The organism is Caproicibacter sp. BJN0012, assembly GCF_035986805.1.
Taxonomy (GTDB): Bacteria; Bacillota; Clostridia; order Oscillospirales; family Acutalibacteraceae; genus Caproicibacter.
The window spans coordinates 3,035,763-3,053,089 of the sequence record NZ_CP142518.1 but is presented as its reverse complement, the minus strand read 5'-3'; the positions used below and the strand labels follow the sequence as shown (position 1 = coordinate 3,053,089).

15 protein-coding genes are annotated in these 17,327 nt (G+C 55.5%); 10 read left to right on the top strand and 5 right to left on the bottom strand.

What is annotated here, in order from left to right; translation table 11 throughout:
* Positions 1–312 precede the first annotated feature (312 nt).
* From VA597_RS14965 to VA597_RS14930, 8 genes are all read left to right on the top strand, one after another.
* On the top strand, positions 313–1,728 hold the full coding sequence (locus VA597_RS14965) for an aspartate ammonia-lyase (protein WP_128743725.1): 1,416 nt from the start codon (positions 313–315) through the stop codon (positions 1,726–1,728).
* A 10-nt stretch (positions 1,729–1,738) separates the two neighbouring features.
* Complete coding sequence (locus VA597_RS14960; RefSeq protein WP_164919088.1) at positions 1,739–1,912, top strand: hypothetical protein; 174 nt, start codon at positions 1,739–1,741, stop codon at positions 1,910–1,912.
* Between the two features lie 69 nt (positions 1,913–1,981).
* On the top strand, positions 1,982–2,581 hold the full coding sequence (gene thpR / locus VA597_RS14955) for an RNA 2',3'-cyclic phosphodiesterase (protein ID WP_128743724.1): 600 nt from the start codon (positions 1,982–1,984) through the stop codon (positions 2,579–2,581).
* Positions 2,578–3,339, top strand: a complete 762-nt coding sequence (locus VA597_RS14950; RefSeq protein ID WP_128743723.1) for an SDR family NAD(P)-dependent oxidoreductase — start codon at positions 2,578–2,580, stop codon at positions 3,337–3,339. Before thpR ends, VA597_RS14950 begins: the two co-directional genes overlap by 4 nt.
* 165 nt (positions 3,340–3,504) lie before the next feature.
* Entirely contained in the window at positions 3,505–4,650 is a 1,146-nt protein-coding gene (gene acrC, locus VA597_RS14945; protein ID WP_128743722.1) for an acryloyl-CoA reductase, read from the top strand.
* 84 nt (positions 4,651–4,734) lie between these two features.
* Positions 4,735–5,625 carry a MaoC/PaaZ C-terminal domain-containing protein gene (locus VA597_RS14940; RefSeq protein ID WP_128743721.1) on the top strand — a complete coding sequence of 297 codons (891 nt, stop codon included), beginning with the start codon at positions 4,735–4,737 and terminating at the stop codon, positions 5,623–5,625.
* Between the two features lie 169 nt (positions 5,626–5,794).
* Positions 5,795–6,181, top strand: coding sequence for a BlaI/MecI/CopY family transcriptional regulator (locus VA597_RS14935; protein WP_128743720.1), 387 nt, complete (start codon positions 5,795–5,797; stop codon positions 6,179–6,181).
* Entirely contained in the window at positions 6,178–8,631 is a 2,454-nt protein-coding gene (locus VA597_RS14930; protein ID WP_326974813.1) for a M56 family metallopeptidase, read from the top strand. Before VA597_RS14935 ends, VA597_RS14930 begins: the two co-directional genes overlap by 4 nt.
* 59 nt (positions 8,632–8,690) lie before the next feature.
* Here VA597_RS14930 and VA597_RS14925 read toward each other — a convergent pair whose 3' ends face one another.
* A complete protein-coding gene (locus tag VA597_RS14925; protein ID WP_128743718.1) occupies positions 8,691–9,296 on the bottom strand; it encodes a LexA family protein in 606 nt (201 codons plus the stop codon).
* Between the two features lie 240 nt (positions 9,297–9,536).
* On the opposite strand from VA597_RS14925, the gene VA597_RS14920 reads away from it, so the two are divergent.
* Positions 9,537–10,841 (top strand): methyl-accepting chemotaxis protein, encoded by a 1,305-nt coding sequence (locus VA597_RS14920; RefSeq protein ID WP_164919087.1) that lies wholly within the window; start codon positions 9,537–9,539, stop codon positions 10,839–10,841.
* A 128-nt stretch (positions 10,842–10,969) separates the two neighbouring features.
* Here VA597_RS14920 and eno read toward each other — a convergent pair whose 3' ends face one another.
* The gene (gene eno, locus VA597_RS14915) at positions 10,970–12,256 is read right to left on the bottom strand and encodes a phosphopyruvate hydratase (RefSeq protein WP_128743716.1); all 1,287 of its coding nucleotides are present in this window, start codon (positions 12,254–12,256) and stop codon (positions 10,970–10,972) included.
* A gap of 98 nt (positions 12,257–12,354) precedes the next feature.
* The gene (locus VA597_RS14910) at positions 12,355–13,458 is read right to left on the bottom strand and encodes a glycosyltransferase family 2 protein (protein WP_243112540.1); all 1,104 of its coding nucleotides are present in this window, start codon (positions 13,456–13,458) and stop codon (positions 12,355–12,357) included.
* A 109-nt stretch (positions 13,459–13,567) separates the two neighbouring features.
* Between VA597_RS14910 and VA597_RS14905 the strand changes: the two genes are divergently transcribed.
* Positions 13,568–15,787, top strand: coding sequence for a glycosyltransferase (locus VA597_RS14905; RefSeq protein ID WP_128743715.1), 2,220 nt, complete (start codon positions 13,568–13,570; stop codon positions 15,785–15,787).
* Positions 15,788–16,028: 241 nt separating this feature from the next.
* Here the strand turns inward: VA597_RS14905 and VA597_RS14900 are convergent, their stop codons facing one another.
* Positions 16,029–16,853 (bottom strand): flagellin N-terminal helical domain-containing protein, encoded by an 825-nt coding sequence (locus tag VA597_RS14900; protein WP_326974810.1) that lies wholly within the window; start codon positions 16,851–16,853, stop codon positions 16,029–16,031.
* Between the two features lie 209 nt (positions 16,854–17,062).
* Positions 17,063–17,326, bottom strand: a complete 264-nt coding sequence (locus VA597_RS14895) for a carbon storage regulator (protein WP_128743713.1) — start codon at positions 17,324–17,326, stop codon at positions 17,063–17,065.
* Position 17,327 lies beyond the last annotated feature (1 nt).

The following is a 17,327-nucleotide window of genomic DNA, read 5'->3' as shown; positions in this document are numbered from 1 at the left end:
ATAAACAGTGTGAGTCCTTTTTCAATGCCGAAAAGGAAAAAACGCAAAATTATTTATTTTCAGGTTGTCCGGCGCCCGGATACTTTTCCAGGAGCGGGTGATGCAGGCGTGAAAATAAGAAAGATCCGGGCACTTAACAAAATTAAGTATCGGAACGGCGAACTTACTTACATAAAGAGAACGCGCATAAAAATAAAAATATCACGAAAAGGAGCGAAAGCTATTTACGGAACCTCCGGAACATGTTAAAGTACTTCCGTCAAAACAAATCGGGATATGAGGTCAAGTCCGAAATGAGGCGGCACGAAAAACATGAAAACGAGAACAGAGACGGATTCCGTAGGAAGTCTGAAAGTTCCCGCGGGAGCCTATTACGGGATCCAGGCGCTGCGGGCCAGAAACAATTTCAAGATTACCGGCAGGCACATGGATCCGTATTTTATTGTTTCGCTGGCGCAGATTAAAAAAGCCGCCGCGGTGACGAACCGGAACGCGGGGGATCTGAAGGCCTCTGTTGCGAACGCGGTTATTGCGGCGTGCGATGAGGTCATTGCGGGGCGTCTGCACAGTCAGTTTATTGTAGATCCGATTCAGGGCGGCGCCGGAACGTCCGCCAATATGAACGCAAACGAGGTGATCGCCAACCGGGCGATCGAGCTTCTCGGCGGAGAAAGGGGGGATTATTCCATCGTCCACCCAAACGACCACGTCAATATGTCGCAGTCGACAAACGACGTTTTTCCGACGGCGGGAAAGCTGACAATGCTGAGGCTGATCCCGGAGGCGCTTCGCCAGATGGAACGCCTGGCGGAGGCGCTCGGGAAGAAGGAAGCGGAATTTGACGATGTGCTGAAAATGGGGCGCACTCAGCTGCAGGATGCCGTCCCGATCCGCCTGGGCCAGGAATTCGGAGCTTGGGCCGCGGCGGTCAAGCGGGATATCGCCCGTTTGCAGAAGGTGCAGGACGAATTGCGCAGCGTCAACATGGGCGGCACGGCGATCGGGACTTCGGTCAATGCGGCTCCGGCCTATCTGTATAATATTACGGCGAATCTTCAAAAAATCTGCGGCTTTAAGCTGGTGCAGGCGGAAAACCTGATTGACGGCACGCAAAATCTTGACGGGTTTGTGGCGGTGTCCGGCGCAATGAAAACCTGCGCGGTGAATCTGTCCAAAATGGCAAATGATTTCAGGCTCCTTTCCAGCGGGCCGAGGACCGGCCTGATGGAAATCAATCTTCCCGCACGGCAGAACGGCTCCTCCATCATGCCGGGGAAAGTCAATCCGGTGATTCCGGAAGTCGTTTCCCAGGTGGCGTTCCGGATTATCGGCAATGACAGTACGGCGGTCCTCGCCGCGGAAGCGGGCCAGTTGGAACTCAACGCCTTCGAACCGGTGCTGTTCTATAGTCTGTTTGAATCCGCCAGAAGCCTTGCGGGAGCGGTAAAAACCCTGGTGGACAACTGTGTGGCCGGAATCACGGCAAACCGCGATATCTGCCGCAGGCACCTGGAGGAAAGCGTTGGGGTCATCACCGCACTCTGCCCCTATATCGGGTACGCCAAGTCGGCGGAGCTTGCGAAAGAATCGCTGAGAACTGGCGTGCCGGTGCTGAAACTGGTGGAAAGCAGGAAGGTCCTGAGCGGAGAGAAGCTGAAAGCGATTCTCGACCCCGCCGCAATGACGGGTTCCGCCCAGATTCTGAATGTAGGAAGGATTTCCGTCTGAGGAGGCGGCTATGAACTATCTTGGAAACGAGCTTGTTTATCTGGAGGAAGGCCGCGTCAACCGCTGGCCGGACCGCCGGGACCGGGCGGTAAGGCGCCCGAGGGCTCCGGATGAAAAGGTTTGCCGGCCGGACCGCTTTGTTCCCGGGTGCGGCAAAGGCTGCAATTGGCGGAATCATATCTGACAGAAGCGGCGCGGGATTCCCGCGCCGCTTCTGTTCATAAAAAATTGCGTGACTTCGTGATTAAAATTGATGCAGGATTGTGATATAATAAAAAAAAGACGTGCTGTAAGTGGAGGTGGTTTTACGCGTCTGTTCATTGCCGTTGCGCTGAGCCCGGAAATCAGGGGAACCCTGGAAGAAGTGATTCAAAGGCTGCGGCCCTGCTGTGAAAGCGGAAGATTCACGCAAATCGAGAATCTGCACCTGACCCTTGTCTTTCTGGGCGAAATCCCTGCGGAAAAAGCGGGGCTGGTGCGGGAGTCAATGGATGCCGTCAGCGTTTTGCCGTTCCCTCTGCACGTCGGCGGATTTGGCTATTTCCGCAGGGAAGGCGGAGATATCTTCTGGGCCGGCGTGGAACGTTCAGAGCCTTTGGTTTCCCTTCATCGCCAGTTGAGTGCTCAATTGCGAAACCGCGGGCTCACTCTGGAGAGACGCGGATTCCGCCCTCATCTGACGTTGGCGCGGCAGGCGGTCTTAAAACGGGAATACGATCATGGAGCTTTTGTCGTGCCCGCCATGAAAATGCCGGTGGAAAAATTCACCCTGTATCAGTCGGAGCGTCCCGGCGGGAAGCTGCGTTATACGCCTGTCTATGAAAAAGCGATCCAGGGGGAGGGGACAAAATGAAGGCATTGGTCACGGGCGCAAGCTCCGGCATCGGCAGGGACTTTGCGCGCGAACTCAGCCGCCGGGGGTTCGATCTGGTCCTTGCCGCCCGGCGCGTTCCCCGGATGGAAGAACTCGCGCGGAAACTGAATACGCATGTGAGCGTCGTTGGGGTGGACCTGTCCCGCAAAGACCAGTGCTATGACCTGTACCGGCAGGTTTGCGGCGACCGCATCGACATTCTGATCAACTGTGCCGGATTCGGCGTGTTCGGGCCGTTTGACGAGACGGACCTGGAGAGGGAGTTGAATCTGATCAATGTCAATATCCGGGCCGTCCATATCCTGACGAAGCTGTTTTACAGGGATTTCAAGAAGCGCGGTTCAGGATATATTCTGAACGTGGCTTCCTTGGCCGCGTTTCAGCCGGGGCCGCTGCTCTCCAGCTACTATGCCTCCAAAGCCTATGTCCTGCGACTGACGCAGGCGCTCGCGGAGGAGCTGCGCCGCGACGGCGGCCATGTTTACATCGGAGCGCTTTGTCCGGGACCGGTACGGACGGAATTCGACTCCGTCGCCGACGTGCGTTTCAGCGTAAAAGGGCGTTCAAGCGAGTATGTCGCGCGTTACGCGCTTGACAAAATGTTCGCGCGCAAAACCGTGATCGTGCCCGGATTTCAGATGAAGGCCGCTTTGTTTGGGGAACGGTTTCTTCCGCAGGCGGCGGTTGCGCGAATCGCCTATCACATGCAGAGACGGAAAACGGGTCCAAAACTGTAAGGAGCGGAATTTAAAAAAAAGCTTGACGAGAAGCCCCTATAATTGTAAAATATGTTTATATTTTACAATTATAGGGGCTTCTCGCATCACGCGCTGTTTTACCTGGCTGGAGGGATCCTCAACTTTAACCTTATATGCGAAAAACTGATTTGGGAGGAATTGTTTATGGATTTCAGTTTGACGGAAGACCAGTTGGCGGTACAGCAGATGGCACGCAATTTCGCTGAGAAGGAAGTGGCTCCCCGCGCGGCGGACATCGACGAAGACCACCGCTTCCCCGAAGAGCTGTTTGCCATGATGGCGGAGCAGGGCTTTACCGGCCTGTGTACTCCCGAAGGGTACGGCGGCTCCGGCGGCGGTGCCCTTGAAAAAGCGCTTGTGGTTGAGGAGATCGCCAAGAAGTGCGCCTCCACCGCAGCCACTCTGTCCGTCCATATGGTCTGCCCTTCCATTATTCTGGCACACGGCACAGAGGAACAAAAAAAGAAATATCTGCCGGAGCTGGCCAACGGCGCGCTGGGCGCTTTCGCCCTGACCGAGCCGGGTGCGGGTTCCGATGCCGGCGCCGCCCGGACCACCGCCATTCTGGACGAAAAGGCCGGCGAGTTTGTCATCAACGGCACCAAGTGCTTCATCACTGGCGGCGCCCGTGCCAAGTACATTGCCCTCATTGCACTGACCCAGCCCGAAAAGAAGCTGAAGGGCCTGTCCTGCATCATTCTGGAGAAGGGCACTCCCGGCTTCAGCATCGGCAGAATTGAGAACAAGATGGGCCTGCGCGGGTCCGAGACGACGGAGCTGGTGCTTCAGGACTGCCGTGTTCCCAAGGAGAACCTCATCGGCGTGGAGGGCAAGGGCTTCAGCTATGCGATGATGGCGCTGGACGGCGCCCGCATCGGCGTGGCGGCCCAGGCGGTGGGCATTGCCGAAGGCGCCCTTGATCTGGCGGTCAAGTACGCCCGCGAACGCCAGCAGTTCGGCGGCCCCATCGCCAGCCTGCAGGGCATCCAGTGGTATCTGGCCGATATGGCCACCAAGACCGAGGCCGCCAGATGGCTGACCTATTATGCGGCATATCTGGATGCAAACGGTCTGCCTCACACCAAGGAGGCGGCCATGGCCAAGTACAACGCCTCCGAGAATGCGCGCTATGTCACCAACCTGGCCCTGCAGATCCACGGCGGCTACGGCTATATGCAGGACTATCCTCTGGAGAGAATGTACCGCGACGCCAAGATCACCGAGATCTACGAGGGCACTTCCGAGATCCACAAGGTCGTCATCTCCCGCGCTGTCCTCGCCGGCAAATAAGCGTTTGCCAGGGAACCACAGCGGCTATCCCGCTGTGCGTTATGGTTCTTACCAAAAACATTTTATTTGAGAGGATGAATCGTTATGGACCATTCCATCAATCTTGCGGAGGTCCTGGTCGGCAAAAAGATGGAGCCCCGCTACATGGAGTACAACTGGCGCGATATCGCGCTCTATGCCTTGGCCGTCGGGGCCCACAGGGAGGACCTGACGTACACCTATGAGAAATACATAAAGGCGATTCCCACCTACGGCGCCGTCCCCTATTGGGGCACCGTCAATGTCCGCCCCCGCCAGTGGATGCCTCTGCCCGCTTCCATGCTGGCGGATGAGATCATCAAGCCCACCATCGCATTCCTGAACATGGACCACGAGATCTTCTGGTATCGTCCCATCGACCCCATCAAGGGCACCTTCCAGTGGCAGGATGAGATCGTGGACGTGTATGACCGCGGCGAGGGCCGCGGCGCTGTGGTAAAGACCAGGATCGACGTCCGCGACGAGGCCGGCAATCTGGTATGCACCAACTATTCCTCCACCTTCTTCCATGAGGCCGGCGGCTTCGGCGGCAACCCCATGCCCAAAAGCAGCGTCGTCATCCCCGAGAGGGATCCCGACTTTACTGTGGACGACTATGTGAGCCCCGTGCAGAACCTGCTCTATCGCCTGACCGGCGACACCAACCTGATCCATGTGGATCCCGAGTATGCCAGGAACATGAAGTTCGACCAGCCTATCATGCAGGGCCTGTGCTCCTTCGGCTTTGCCTGCCGGATGGCCATTGGCGAGCTGGTCCCCGGCGAGCCGGAGCGCCTCACCCACATGGCCGCGCAGATGAGCAGCCCGCTGTTGCCCGGCACTCCGGTCCGGCTGCAGGGCTGGAAGATGAAGGACGGCCAGCTTTATTTCCGCTTTGTGGACAAAAACACCGGCAAGGCTGTTCTCAACCGCGGCGTCCTAGAGTGGAAAATCTGATACCGTTGCCGAGAATATTTATGGGCAGCTCCGCGATTTCCTTGCGGGAGCAGGAAAGGCCCCGGTGCTTTCGGATGGCGGGGCGGCGGGCGATTTGAAAAAACTTGACAAACGACTCCTACAATTGTAAGATATATAATATATTACAGTTGTAGGAGTTGCTTACGCCATGCGTCGATTTACCCGGCTGCCCGGAACCGAACTCAAAGTAATGCAGGCCGTCTGGAACTGCGGCGGGTATCCGGTCGCTACCGCCCGCGTCCGCGAAATGCTGGAGCGTGAAAAACCGTGGAATGTTTCCGCGCTTCAAACCCTTTTGAACCGGCTGATTGCGCGCGGCTTTCTGACCAGCGAGAAGCGGGGGAAGAACCGCTGTTATACGCCGCTGGTCGGGGAAGAGGAATATCTGGCGGACGAAAACCGGAGCGTTCTGGAAAAGCTGAACGGCAATTCCGTGACGAGGCTGGTCGCGTCACTGTACGACAGCCATTCGATTACGGAAGAGGATCTGGAGGACCTGCGGGCTTTTCTGGAAGAAAGGACGGCGGAGCCATGAACCTGCTGATCCGCCTTGCGGGAAACTTCGCGGAAATTTCAATAGGGGCTTCCGCCTTGATTCTGGCCCTGCTTCTCGCGGGCAGGGCAGTCCGGAAAACCTACGCCGCCCAGTGGAAGTACTGGGTCTGGCTGGCGCTCGCTGTGCGGCTGCTGGTCCCGGTCCATTTCGAAGCGCCGTCGCCGGTCATCGCGATCCCCGCGCCGCAACAAACTTTCACGCTTGCGGCCCCCGCGCCGCAAAGTGCCGTTTCCGTGCCGGACACGGTTTCTGAAAAGGACAGGGGAGCGTACAGGGAGAAGGCCGAATCCGTCCCGCAGCAGGAGGGAGCAGGCGAGGTTCCGCTTGGGACTTTGCTTGCCATGACATGGGCGGCGGGCGCTGCCGGCTGCCTGTTATGGACGGTGAGCTCCAGCGTATTCCTCCGAAGAAGGCTCTTGCGCTGGAGCAAAGCGGAGCCCGACGGTGAAGTTTTGCGTCTGTTCCGGGAGGAATGTGCCGCGGCCGGGATCGAAAAGGGCCCCCGCCTGATGCGATGCAAAAAAGAGAACAGCCCAATGATGATCGGGCTGTTCCATCCGGCCCTGCTTCTTCCGCACGATTCGTTCTCCGTCGGAGAGCTCCGCGCGGTTTTCCGGCACGAACTGACGCACTTTCATCGGCGGGATCTGTGGTACAAACTGCTTTTGGCCGTCGTCTGCGCTGTCCATTGGTTCAACCCGCTCGTCTGGCTGATGGCGCGGGAAGTAAATCGGGATCTGGAGCTCTCCTGCGATGAGGTTGCGCTCCGGGGGGCAAAGCCCGCGTTTCGGGCGGAATACGGCCGCGCCGTCCTTTCCGTTGCACAGAAGGGTATCCTGCGCCGGTCGGTACTCTCCACCTGCTTCGGCAGCGGAAAAAAAGAACTGAAACGCCGTCTTGAAATGATTCTGGATACAAAGAAGAAGCGCCGCGGAGCGGCGGCACTGTGCATCGTCCTTGCCCTGACGGCCGCCTGCGGCGCGTTTATCGCCTATGGGACGCCGTCGTCCGGCTGGAAAGGAAACCTGGCTCAGCAGGAGCCTCTTGCCCGGAAGCTGCTTCAGACCCGCACGGAGTATATCGGCGATGCCAGCGCGGTCGGAAGAGTGCTCGGCGCGCTGCCGCCTCTGCCCGACGGGTTGTCGCAGAAGGAGATGTTTCTTCAGACAAGCGCCGAACCGTATGGGCTGACAGTCAGCTATACGGCGCGGAGCGACCAGACCCTCTCTCAGGCGGATCTGGCCTGGGCATACCGCAACGCGATGCTCCTGCTCAGCCTGATCCAGAATGTCGGCCGGGTCACCTTTCAGGTTACCGGGCCCGATTATGAGATGACTTTCACCTATACGCAGGAGCAGGCAATGAAGCTTGAGCAGACGGATGTGAGAATGCTTTCACAGGGCGAGAGCGAAATGGAAAAATTCTTACTGGAGCTCAACGGCCGCGGCGCGGAAGATTTTACAAAAATCAACGGACGTGAGATCAGCGGCCTTCTTACCGCCGACGAAGCCTGGACCGCACTGGGGAAACGATTGGGCGCTTCCGTGCAGCTGATGATCCTCAGGGAGCAGAAATTCGGCGGTGCGGACTGCTATCTTTTCAACCAGGCCGAATCCAATCAGAGCCCCCGGGAAAACAAGCGATATGCGCTCTCCAAAGACGGGAGCGCGCTGATTACGATTGAAAATTCCTACCCGCTGATGCAGAACCTGGAATCTGCGGGAGCAGCCTCGGGAAGCAGCGGCTCGAAATCGGGTTTGTCGGAGCTTCGGGAGCAAATCGCACGGGCGCAGGAGACTTTAAAGCAGGCACAGGCGGAGCTGGAAGACCGGACAAAAAGCGGAGCTGCGGATTTGTCCGAACAGCGGAAAAAAGTCAGTGAGGCCGAAGAAGCCCTGAAAAAGGCACAAGAGGAGTTCAACGACCGGCAAACGATGCTGCCGGCCTACACGCATCATACGGACGACGCGGTGGAAAGCGCCGTTTATCAGGCGCTCGGAACATTTTATTCGGAACCCTACGCTTCCGGGAATGTGGTCGTCAGCGCTCCGGTGATCTACGGCAGCTTTGAAGAAAACGGCGGGCTGCGGGTTTTTGCCACCGTCCTCTCTGAGGAATATGAGCTGGACGGGGACGCCCTGAATCCGGTCAGCGGCAGCAAGATGCCAATGGAGCTCCGTTTTTTAAAAGGCGGGACGTCCTGGAAGCCGGACGGCCATACCTATGCGAAGGACGGCTCCTATTTTGCGGATTCCATCCGCGATTTTTGCGCCCCGCACAGCGGCACCGCGAAAAAGATGCTCTCTGATTATGGAAAAAACGACCCGTTTCTCACGCAGATGAAAAAGAATCTCCAGGAATACGTTGCGCAGTCCGGAATCGGGGCAAAGTATTTTCACGACGGCGGGCAGGACTACCCGATCTTTTGAGTAAAATCGAAAATCAGCGGAATGAAAGCCGGAACCGGACGAGGCGGTTCCGGCTTTTTTCAGCACTTTCCGTGAAATTCGACCACTTTTCCGAGAACTTTTACGGGCAGCTCCGCAATTTCTTTCTCCGTGTAGGAAAGAACTTTGCATTTAGGGTTATAGGGGAGCAGAATGATTCCGCTTCCGTGATGAACCACGCGAATGATCTCCGCGTTTTTATGCGCTATCTGTACAACCGCGATATCGCCGTCCATGACGGTATTCTGCCGCCGGGCGATGGCGATATCGCCGTCAAAAATACGCGGTTCCATCAGATTGCCGCTCACTTGGATGCCGAAATACTCGCCGTTCTCTTTCCAATACGGTTCAAAGTCCAGAAAATAGAGGACCGAGCCGCAGGGACCTGTTGGCTGCTCCGACCGCAGGATGGAATAAACGGGGATTTTCACCGAGACACCCGTACCGTGGGAACAGGTGTCGTCTATTCCCAGCAGGTAATCAATCGAGACCCCGAAAAAGGATGCGAGCCGCAGAAGGGTCTTTTTATCCGGCTCATATTTTTCGTTTTCGTATCCCGACAAAGAGGACTGACTGACATGGATTACCCTTGCGAGCTCCTCCTGCTTCATCGCTTTCTGCGTACGCAAAAAACGGATTCTGTTCATTCATATCAGCCCTTTCGATTCCATTCTACAAAGTCTGTATTCAAAAAGTAAATACAATATCAACTAAATTCATGATATATATATTGACATATCAATTTTATGAATATATAATTCATTAAGGTAGAACCAGTTTGAAATATGTAGAATTGTGGGACAATCTGACTGATTTGCGGATTCTATGACTTTCATCGAAAATAAGCGATGTCGTATTTTGCTGGAAAGAGAAGGGTTTTACGGCTGATGAAAATGAAAAAAGGCATTCGGAATGTTAAAATTTCAAAACTGCTTACAGGAATACAATATGTGATTTCGGCAGGTGGTATTCTGTCCGCCGCAATGGGGATTTATGCATTGCTTCAGGTCCTGAACGGGCAGGATCTTACCCGGCTGAAACAGTCCGCGGTGTGGATGATTGCGGTGATGGCCGTATTCTGCGTTGTTTTTATTCTTACCGCTGCCTTCTCTCATCTTTGGCTCTCCAGAGAGGTTTCGCAGCCGATCCAAACGATCGCGGACGTGGCGCGGGAGTTTTCCAAAGGAAATCTGGGGCTTCGGATCGATTGCCGCTCACAGAATGAAATCGGCACCATTTCGTCGTCCCTTAACGCCGCGTTTTCTCTTCTAAAAAAAGATGTATGTGAAATCTCGGAAACTCTGAACCGGATTGCAGACGGTGACCTTACCATGGAGATCACCCAGAACTACGCGGGAGACTTTGCCCCAATCACGGATTCCTACCGTGAGATTCTTCGGAAGCTGAATCATACGTTTGAAATCATTCAGTCGACTTCCAGTCAGGTAGACAGCGGCGCCAGGCAGGTCTCGGCCGCGGCCCAGCAGCTGGCCCAGGGGGCGACCGAACAGGCTGCGTCCGTGGAGGAGCTGTCCTCTTCCACGCAGGAAATCTCGGCAAGCATTCAGGAAACGTCGGAACATATCAGCAAAGTTAATTCTTACATGGCGGAAACAACGGAAGATATTCAGATGAGCAATCGCCAGATGAAACAGATGCTTGTCGCGATGGAAGAGATTGATGCGTCCTCCGATGAAATCCGGAAGATTATCAAGGCGATCGACGAAATCGCCTTTCAGACCAATATTCTTGCCCTGAACGCCGCAGTTGAGGCGGCGCGCGCCGGAGAGGCCGGAAAAGGGTTTGCCGTCGTCGCCGACGAGGTGCGGGCCCTGGCCGGCAAATCCGCCAATGCCGCCAGCCAGACGACGGCGCTGATTGAAGGCACGATTGCGAAGGTGAAGGACGGCACCGGAATCGCGGAAAAAACCGCGAAAGCTCTGGAGGAGATTTCCACCCGAATTGTCAAAGTCAACGAGGCGGTTGCGAAAATCGACGGCGCGGCGTCAACACAATCCGGGGCCGCCGAACAGATTTCGCAGGGCATTGAGCAGATTTCAAGCGTGATCCAGACCAATTCCGCATCCGCGGAAGAAAGCGCCGCGGCGAGTGAAGAACTGTCCGGGCAGGCGGATCTGCTCCAAAAGGAACTGAATCGATTCCACTTAAAAACGAAGACTGCAGTTTCCTGATTTGAGATTGGAACAGCGGCGGCCCTCCCGGAGGGCTGCCGCTGCTTTTTACAGTTGACCGGTCAGGGCCTTACTGACACGAAACACCCCCGGCATTGCCGGGGGTGCGGTGATTTGGTTTTGTATCCCTATTTTTGATGGAAACAGTCCGCTCCCGGGTAGACCGCCGCGGTCCCCAGCTGTGCCTCGATTCGCAGAAGCTGGTTGTACTTTGAAACGCGCTCACTGCGGCTCGGAGCGCCTGTTTTGATCTGCCCGGCGTTCATGGCGACAGCAAGATCGGCGATCGTGGTATCTTCCGTTTCGCCGGAGCGGTGGGAAATGACCGCCGTGTAACCGGTTCCGTGCGCCATTTTGATGGCCCGGATCGTTTCGGTCAGGGAACCGATCTGATTGAGCTTGATCAGGATCGAGTTCGCGCAGTTCATGGTGATGCCCTTTTCCAGCCGCTTTGTATTGGTCACAAAGAGATCGTCGCCGATCAGCTGGATTTTGGAGCCCAGCGCCTCCGTGATCTTGGCCCAGCCCTGCCAATCCTCTTCACCCAGAGGATCCTCAATGGAACGGATCGGGTATTTGCCCGCAAGCTGCTTCCAATAAGCGATCAGCTGGTCCGTCGTATACCGCGTTCCCTTCTTTGGCAGCCGGTACCCCTCGGGGGATGCCCACTCGCTGGCGGCGGCATCAACGGCCAGGACAAAGTCCCTGCCGGGCTGGTAGCCGGCCTTCTCAACCGCCTGCAGGATCAGTTCAATTGCTTCCTCGTCGGTTTTCAGGTTCGGCGCATATCCGCCCTCATCGCCGACGGAGGTGGAAAGGCCCTTGGACTTCAGAATGCCCGCCAGCGTATGGAACACTTCCGCGCACCAGCGAAGGCCTTCCCTGAAGGAAGGCGCCCCGGCCGGCATAATCAGGAATTCCTGAATATCGACGTTGTTCGCCGCGTGCGCGCCCCCGTTCAGAATATTCATCATCGGCACGGGCAAAGTGTCCGCGCCGATACCGCCCAGAAAACGGTAAAGCGAAAGTCCCAGGCCGTTTGCTCCCGCTCTGGCTGCCGCAAGGGAAACGGCCAGAATGGCGTTGGCCCCCAGGCGGGATTTGTCCGGAGAACCGTCGGCGCTCAGCAGCGCGCTGTCGACCGCCGACGTGTCGGTTGCGTCAAGCCCGCAGACTGCGTTGCAGAGGGGCCCGTCAATGTTTGCCACAGCTTTCAGAACGCCCTTTCCGCCGAAGCGGGACGGATCCCCGTCGCGAAGTTCCAGCGCCTCATATGTGCCGGTGGAGGCGCCGCTTGGCACCGCGCCGCGCCCAACCGCTCCGCTCGCCAGTTCCACCGCCGCTTCGACAGTCGGGTTGCCGCGTGAATCGATCATTTCCAAACCCTTTACGGATTTAATCCTGTAATCAGGCATGCTTGACCCCTCTTTCCGTTTACCAAAAGTTAGCAGAAACTTACTCTGTCCATACCATAGCATACCTATTATGTGAAGTCAAGCAATGTTCTATGAAATTATTTTGAAATTGTGCTGTCGGGACCGGGCGCCTTCCAGTTCCCGGCCTTGGCCCGGTATGTCTGCGCCTCCTCCGGAAGGCCGAGCGCCTCATAGCAGTCCGCCAGTTTCCGGAGCGGAAAAATTCCGGAAGCGCGGAGATCAATTTCGCTTTCCGCCCCAAATGCCGCTGTGTAAAACCAGGTTGCGGCCTCCTCGCAGTCTCCTGCGCTCTGAAAGTATTCTCCAAGTTCGCAGCAGACTTCGGCGCACGGCGTACCGCCGATCACATTTTTCAGAGCCGTTTTGAAGAGGTTCACCGAATTCTCCTGCAAGCGGGCGCATCTTGCCGCCACGCACTGGGAAACACGGATGTCGTCGAGGCTCCTGGATTCTTCGTGCAGCGTGCTTTCAAAATAGGGGCAGGCGGAGAGGAAGTCCCCGCTTTCTCCCGCGAAGAACAGTTCTTTTGCATACATCCGGTGCAGCCGGGAATTCAGCGGACCCTTCCGGACCATTTCCTGAAAAATCAGGAAATCCCTCTTTGCGTGAAGTTCCGACGGACAATGGGTGATCACAATGTCGCTCTCAAGCATGTGAAGCGACAGATCGACCGTTTCATGGACGGGTTCCACCCAGTGAAAACCGCGCACGCGCCGGAACAGCTTGGGCCGGTACTCCACGTCGTAATTGTAATTTGTGTTGAATTGAAGCTGATTCGCATAGCGCATTTCAACCAGCTCGGTTTCGGGAGAGAGCGTCTGCTTCAGCAGCCGGAACTTTTCCCGGTTTTCCCCGTCGATCACTTCGTCCGCGTCGGCGGAGTAAATATAATCCTTTGTCGCTTTGGAAAAGGCGAAGTTTCTGGCTTCGGCAAAATCGTCCCGCCATTGGAACGGGAAAATCTTTTCCGTGTATTTTCGGGCGATTCCGGGGGTGGAATCGGTGGAACCGGTGTCGACCACAATAATTTCATCCGCGATTCCGGTCAGACAGTCCAGGCACCGCGCCAGTACGGCCTCTTCATTTTTTACAATCATACAGACACTGATGGAAATCATGTGTTCCGCGCGCTTCTTTCCATAGGGCGGACCGGAAAACGATCCACCCGGTATTTTCTTCAATCATAGCACATTCTGTCGCCGATTTGTTTAAAATATAGTAAGACTTTGTCCTGCTCTGCCGATATATAATAAAAATAGTTTTTAATGACGAATCGGAGGAATTACATAGATGAAAGCACGTGTGAGACAGGAGAATGTTTCCAAGGAACACATCATCCGAATTTCAGGAGAAGGTCCGTACCACGGGCATCCAATTCGGCTGACCATCGGCATGATCGTAAAGAACGAGGAGAAGACGCTCGACCGCTGCCTGAGCTCTTTAAAGCCGCTGATGGAGGCGGTGGAGAGCGAGCTGATCATCACCGACACCGGCAGCACGGACCGCACGGTGAAAATCGCGGAAAAATACACCGATCACATCATTCACTTCCAGTGGTGCGACGATTTCTCGGCCGCCCGGAACACCGGCCTCAAGGCGGCGCGCGGCGAGTGGTTCATGTTCCTCGACGGAGACGAATGGTTCGAGGATACGAACGAACTCATTGATTTTTTTACAAGCGGCGAATGTGACCGGTACGGGTCGGCTTCCTATATCCAGAGAAATTACAATAATTTTGACGGAAAACGGTATAACGATTTTCATGCGATGCGTGTTTACCGGGTATATCAGGGAATCCGGTTTGTCAATGTTATCCATGAAAATATTCCGGCCGTGAAGCCAATCAAGTTTGTGAATGACTATGTTCACCATTACGGTTATATATTTCACTGTGAGGCGGAAAAAAGAAAAAAGCGAAGCAGGAACACAACTCTGCTTGAATTGGAGATAAAAGACCATCCGAAGAACCTGAAAGCCTATCTTCAGTCCGCCATGCAGTTTCTGTCGGAAGACCCGGCCCGGGCGGAACAATACTGCAATTTCGGCCTGCAGATCGAGCGGGAGAATCCTGATCCCCATTGGAGGCTTTCCCTGCTGCATATCCTCGCCACCGCATATATGAAAGAGAATAAAAGTGACAAGCTGTTTCGCTTGTTGGAAAACGACGTCCCCCATAATGCGGAAACGGAGGTCCTCTGGATCGATTTTCATGGCTGCGCGCAGTCCGCCGCCTTTTCAGTCGGGGACTATGAGCGTTCCATTGATCACGGGAAAGCCTATCTGAAACTGTATGAGAAAAATCGTTTGGGCCAGTTGAATCAGTATTGCACCCTGTTTTCGGCCCTGCAGCTTTTTTCTCCGCTGAGCCGGGAAAGAGCGCTTTGTATTTTGGGAGAATCCTTCCTTTCCCTGAACCGCATCAGCGAGGCAAGGCATATTCTTGACAGCCTGGAAATCTCATTTGAAGAATTACTGGCACCTGAAGTAAAGTTTTTATATGGGTTTGGCGGCAAAACCGGAGACTGGACGTGTGTGTCCGGGTTTTATCGGAAAGCCTGCGGCGCCGGGGAGGAAATCAGGGATTCCCTTCGGAGAACGATGGAGAGTCAACTGCCGGAAGATTTGGATAAACGGACATTTGCAACGCGGGAAATCTCCGCGATGACGGATGACGACGATGCCTATGTGCGGATAAACCGCCTGCGGGATGCGGAACGCAGCGGAAACCGGAATGCCGCGCAAAGGGAACTCAGCTGGTTTTTCCAGTGGGACGGGGATTGGGACGCGACCTTATACGACGTTCTGTTTTACGGGATGAAGGAACAGGCCGATATCACTCCCTTGCTGAGAAAAATCGGCGCGGAGGATCTGAAGGGCTGTGCGGTCAATATGCAAACGCAGCATCTGGATTTCTTGGAGGTGATAAAAAATTATCGCGGGCCGGATTCCGGCAAATCGATGCAGAGAGCTTTTTGGCTTCTTTGTCTGAAAGAACAGGTGATTCTTACTCAGGGCCTCGGCGACGAGGAAGTCATAGCCCTGTTTTGGGAATATGCGTCTCAAAGCGCCCAATATCTCCGGATGCTGTACCGTCCGGAACTGCTTTCCCCGGAATCTGTTTCCGCCCTTCCAAGGGAACACCGGTTTTGGTATTATATCAATCTGGCGCTTTCCGCGCGCGGCCAGGGGAATGATGTGGCTTATATTGCAAATCTGCGTCACGCCCTGCACGGTTATCCGGTGATGAAAAAGCCGATCTCTCTGCTGTTGGAGCAGTTTCAGCAAAAGGAGAAAGAGAGAAAGGAAAAGGCGGAGGAGTTCAGAACGCTGGCAGGACGGGTCAAGGAGAACATCAAGGCGCTGATTGCGCAGGGAAAGCTGGAGGAAGCAGGGCGCTACACGGCTCAGCTGGCACGGCTGTTGCCGGACGACCCGGATGTAGTGAGATTCAGGACACTGACACACACGGAGCCGGATATGAACGAACTGGCTGCCCATTTGCCCCAGTAGCGGCGAGGCGCCGCTTCCGTTGGCCTGCCATATATTTGCCCGGCCCTTGTTCCGGAGGGGCGCGCCCTATGCTTTAGAAATCGGCGGGAACAGTCAAAAACTGTCCCGCCAGACTTGGCTGCTCTTTTTCCTGCGCTATATGGGCGGGTCGCTGAATGCACAGGTGTCACGCTGCAAAAACAGGGCTTCCGGAGAAATCCGGAAGCCCTGTTCACGTATTGCCTTGGGAAAGGGAATCGAATCAGCCCTTGAGAAGGGACAGAACATTCTGCGGCTGAGCGTTCGCCTGAGCGAGCATCGAGGTCGCGGCCTGCTCCAGAATCTGGTTCTTGGTCAGGTCGACCATTTCGGAAGACATGTCCACGTCGCGGATCGTGCTTTCCGCGCTGGTCAGGTTTTCACTCATGGTGGAGAGGTTGTTGGTGGTGTGTTCCAGACGATTCTGCATTGCACCGAGGTCCGCACGCGCACCGGAAACCGCCTTAATTGCGGCCTTTATGGTGTCAATTGCGGCCTCTGCATCTGTCTGCGAGCCGATGCTGACACCATCAATGGTGAGTCCTGTTGCGGTCATGGTTGCGATTGAGAGCGATACCTGCTGAGAGGTGGTATTGTCGGAACCAATCTGGAAAACGAGGTTTGTAGCGGTGCCATCCAGCAAAGTGGTTCCATTGAAGTTCGTGGAACTTGCAATGCGGTCCACTTCCGAAATCAAAGCAGTAACCTCTTTTTGAAGGTTAGCGCGGTCATCCGTATCCTGATAGGTTCCGTTCGCGGATTCAACGGCCAGCGTGTTCATCCTCTGCAGGATGGATTCGGTCTCGTTCAGGCCGCCCTCGGCCGTCTGAATGAGCGAAATGCCGTTCTGCGCATTGTCTTCCGCCTGGTTCAGGCCATTGATCTGGGCGCGCATTTTTTCGGAAACCGCAAGGCCCGCGGCGTCATCCGCGGCGCTGTTGATGCGGTAGCCGGAAGACAGCTTCTGCAGGTTTTTGCTGATGGAGTTGTCGTTCGCCTTCAAGCGGTTGGAAGCATTTAAAGCGGCAATGTTGTGATTAATACGCATAATTTTATTCCTCCTGAATCAATTTCCGCGCGGCGTATCCGCCGTTCGCGGGGAAAGAGAGTCCTTTCTCTTTCCTGATCGGTCCGACGGAGCCCTTCCGGCGGCTTCGCCGCACGGGCCCTTGTGAGAGCGAAAACAGGCGGAAGAATCTTCCAACCGGACCTATGCTATATATCGGCAGGATCGGCGATAATATTAGACTTTTTTCCCTATTTTTTTTTCGGGTCCGCCTGCTCCTCCACTCCATGCAAATGCAGCAGCTTGAGCAGTTCCGCCATTTCGCGCGGTCCGGAGGCAGCGCTGGCCTCCCGGTTCAGCTCGCGCGTTTCCAGCAGCTCCTTCCGCAGGATCGGAACGCCCTTTGGGGCGTTGATTCCGATTTTGACCCGCTCCGCACCGATTTCGGTTACAGTGATCTCGATCTCGTCGCCGATCAGGATGGACTCGGAGGTTTTCCTTGTGATTACCAGCATG

Excerpts from the sequence above, each read along its gene's own strand:
- VA597_RS14965 (WP_128743725.1), top strand. The coding sequence starts at position 313 with ATGAAAACGAGAACAGAGACGGATTCCGTAGGAAGTCTGAAAGTTCCC.
- VA597_RS14960 (WP_164919088.1), top strand. The coding sequence starts at position 1,739 with ATGAACTATCTTGGAAACGAGCTTGTTTATCTGGAGGAAGGCCGCGTC.
- thpR (WP_128743724.1), top strand. The coding sequence starts at position 1,982 with ATGCAGGATTGTGATATAATAAAAAAAAGACGTGCTGTAAGTGGAGGT.
- VA597_RS14950 (WP_128743723.1), top strand. The coding sequence starts at position 2,578 with ATGAAGGCATTGGTCACGGGCGCAAGCTCCGGCATCGGCAGGGACTTT.
- acrC (WP_128743722.1), top strand. The coding sequence starts at position 3,505 with ATGGATTTCAGTTTGACGGAAGACCAGTTGGCGGTACAGCAGATGGCA.
- VA597_RS14940 (WP_128743721.1), top strand. The coding sequence starts at position 4,735 with ATGGACCATTCCATCAATCTTGCGGAGGTCCTGGTCGGCAAAAAGATG.
- VA597_RS14935 (WP_128743720.1), top strand. The coding sequence starts at position 5,795 with ATGCGTCGATTTACCCGGCTGCCCGGAACCGAACTCAAAGTAATGCAG.
- VA597_RS14930 (WP_326974813.1), top strand. The coding sequence starts at position 6,178 with ATGAACCTGCTGATCCGCCTTGCGGGAAACTTCGCGGAAATTTCAATA.
- VA597_RS14925 (WP_128743718.1), bottom strand. The coding sequence starts at position 9,296 with ATGAACAGAATCCGTTTTTTGCGTACGCAGAAAGCGATGAAGCAGGAG.
- VA597_RS14920 (WP_164919087.1), top strand. The coding sequence starts at position 9,537 with ATGAAAATGAAAAAAGGCATTCGGAATGTTAAAATTTCAAAACTGCTT.
- eno (WP_128743716.1), bottom strand. The coding sequence starts at position 12,256 with ATGCCTGATTACAGGATTAAATCCGTAAAGGGTTTGGAAATGATCGAT.
- VA597_RS14905 (WP_128743715.1), top strand. The coding sequence starts at position 13,568 with ATGAAAGCACGTGTGAGACAGGAGAATGTTTCCAAGGAACACATCATC.
- VA597_RS14900 (WP_326974810.1), bottom strand. The coding sequence starts at position 16,853 with ATGCGTATTAATCACAACATTGCCGCTTTAAATGCTTCCAACCGCTTG.
- VA597_RS14895 (WP_128743713.1), bottom strand. The coding sequence starts at position 17,326 with ATGCTGGTAATCACAAGGAAAACCTCCGAGTCCATCCTGATCGGCGAC.